The organism is Streptomyces sp. NPDC054956 (genome assembly GCF_053609185.1).
The window spans coordinates 1-1,804 of the sequence record NZ_JBSGXB010000602.1; the positions used below are offsets into that span (position 1 = coordinate 1).

A 1,804-nucleotide genomic window follows, 5' to 3' on the forward strand; every position below is an offset into this window, starting at 1 on the left:
GAGACCTGAGGAACGACGAAGGGCCCCACCGCAAGCGGTGGGGCCCTTCAACGTATTGCCCGGTGAGAGCAATGGCGGAGGATACGAGATTCGAACTCGTGAGGGGTTGCCCCCAACACGCTTTCCAAGCGTGCGCCCTAGGCCACTAGGCGAATCCTCCGCGGCAAACAATACAAGACGTTCAGGGGTGCTCGCGAACGTGATCGTCCGGCGGCGGTCCCGCGATCGTCCCGGGATCGTCCAGCCGTGACCTCGATGGGGTCCGGCTCGATTCCGGGGGGCTTCATCCGCTAGGGTGGGGCCAGCCCCTCACGTGGCGCTATCTCACCCAACTCCCCCAGGGCCGGAAGGCAGCAAGGGTAAGTGGGCTCTGGCGGGTGCGTGGGGGGCGCTTTGCGTTCCCGGCCGGGTCCTGAGCCGGTCGAGGGCCGCCGTTGTCGGCGGGCCCGGATAACCTCGTAGACGTGTCGTCCCTTGCGCTGTACCGCCGCTACCGCCCCGAGTCGTTCGCCGAGGTCATCGGACAGGAGCATGTCACTGCCCCGCTGATGCAGGCCCTGCGCAACAACCGGGTCAATCACGCGTACCTGTTCAGCGGGCCGCGCGGATGTGGAAAGACCACCAGCGCGCGCATCCTCGCCCGCTGCCTGAACTGTGAGCAGGGCCCCACGCCGACCCCCTGCGGGGAGTGCCAGTCCTGCAAGGACCTCGCGCGCAACGGGCCGGGTTCCATCGACGTCATCGAGATCGACGCGGCCTCGCACGGTGGTGTGGACGACGCCCGTGACCTGCGCGAGAAGGCCTTCTTCGGGCCCGCCTCCAGCCGGTACAAGATCTACATCATCGACGAGGCGCACATGGTCACCTCGGCGGGCTTCAACGCCCTGCTGAAGGTGGTCGAGGAGCCGCCGGAGCACCTCAAGTTCATCTTCGCCACGACCGAGCCCGAGAAGGTCATCGGGACCATCCGGTCCAGGACGCACCACTATCCGTTCCGGCTCGTGCCCCCCGGCACCCTGCGCGACTACCTCGGCGAGGTCTGCGGCCGCGAGGGCGCCCACATCGAGGACGGCGTGCTGCCCCTCGTCGTGCGCGCCGGCGCCGGATCCGTCCGTGACTCCATGTCGGTCATGGACCAGCTGCTGGCCGGCGCCGCCGACCAGGGTGTGACGTACGCCATGGCCACCTCGCTCCTCGGCTACACGGACGGCTCCCTGCTGGACGCCGTCGTGGACGCCTTCGCCGCCGGGGACGGCGCCGCCGCCTTCGAGATCGTCGACCGGGTGGTGGAGGGCGGCAACGACCCGCGCCGCTTCGTCGCCGACCTGCTGGAGCGGCTGCGCGACCTGGTGATCCTGGCCGCCGTCCCGGACGCCGGGGAGAAGGGGCTCATCGACGCCCCGGCCGATGTCGTCCAGCGGATGACCGACCAGGCCTCCGTCTTCGGGGCCGCCGAACTGTCCCGGGCCGCCGATCTGGTCAACACGGGGCTCACGGAGATGCGCGGCGCGACCTCGCCCCGGCTGCAGCTGGAGCTGATCTGCGCCCGCGTGCTGCTGCCCGCCGCCTTCGACGACGAGCGTTCCGTGCAGGCGCGGCTCGACCGCCTGGAGCGCGGTGGCGCGGCCGCCGCCGCTGCCTCCTTCGCCGCCGCCCCCGCCATGGGATACGTACCCGGGCCGGAGGCGCACGCCATGGCCCCCGCGGTCGTACGGGCGCCCGCGCAGTCCGCGCCGGTCCCGGCCCCCGTGGCTCCGCCCCAGCCGGTGGTCCCGGCCGCCGCCCAGGCCCCGGCCCCGAAGGC

Annotated in this window: 1 protein-coding gene, 1 tRNA gene and 1 other RNA gene; 2 read left to right on the top strand and 1 reads right to left on the bottom strand. The window is 71.4% G+C overall.

Annotated elements, in window-relative coordinates; genetic code table 11:
* Positions 1 to 72: 72 nt before the first annotated feature.
* A tRNA-Ser gene (locus tag ACWGDE_RS38650) sits at positions 73 to 160 on the bottom strand.
* A gap of 140 nt (positions 161 to 300) precedes the next feature.
* Between ACWGDE_RS38650 and ffs the strand changes: the two genes are divergently transcribed.
* Positions 301 to 399, top strand: an RNA gene (gene ffs / locus ACWGDE_RS38655) — signal recognition particle sRNA small type.
* A gap of 65 nt (positions 400 to 464) precedes the next feature.
* Positions 465 to 1,804, top strand: a 1,340-nt coding sequence (locus ACWGDE_RS38660; RefSeq protein WP_453393768.1) for a DNA polymerase III subunit gamma and tau, incomplete at its 3' end; no start/stop codon positions are given.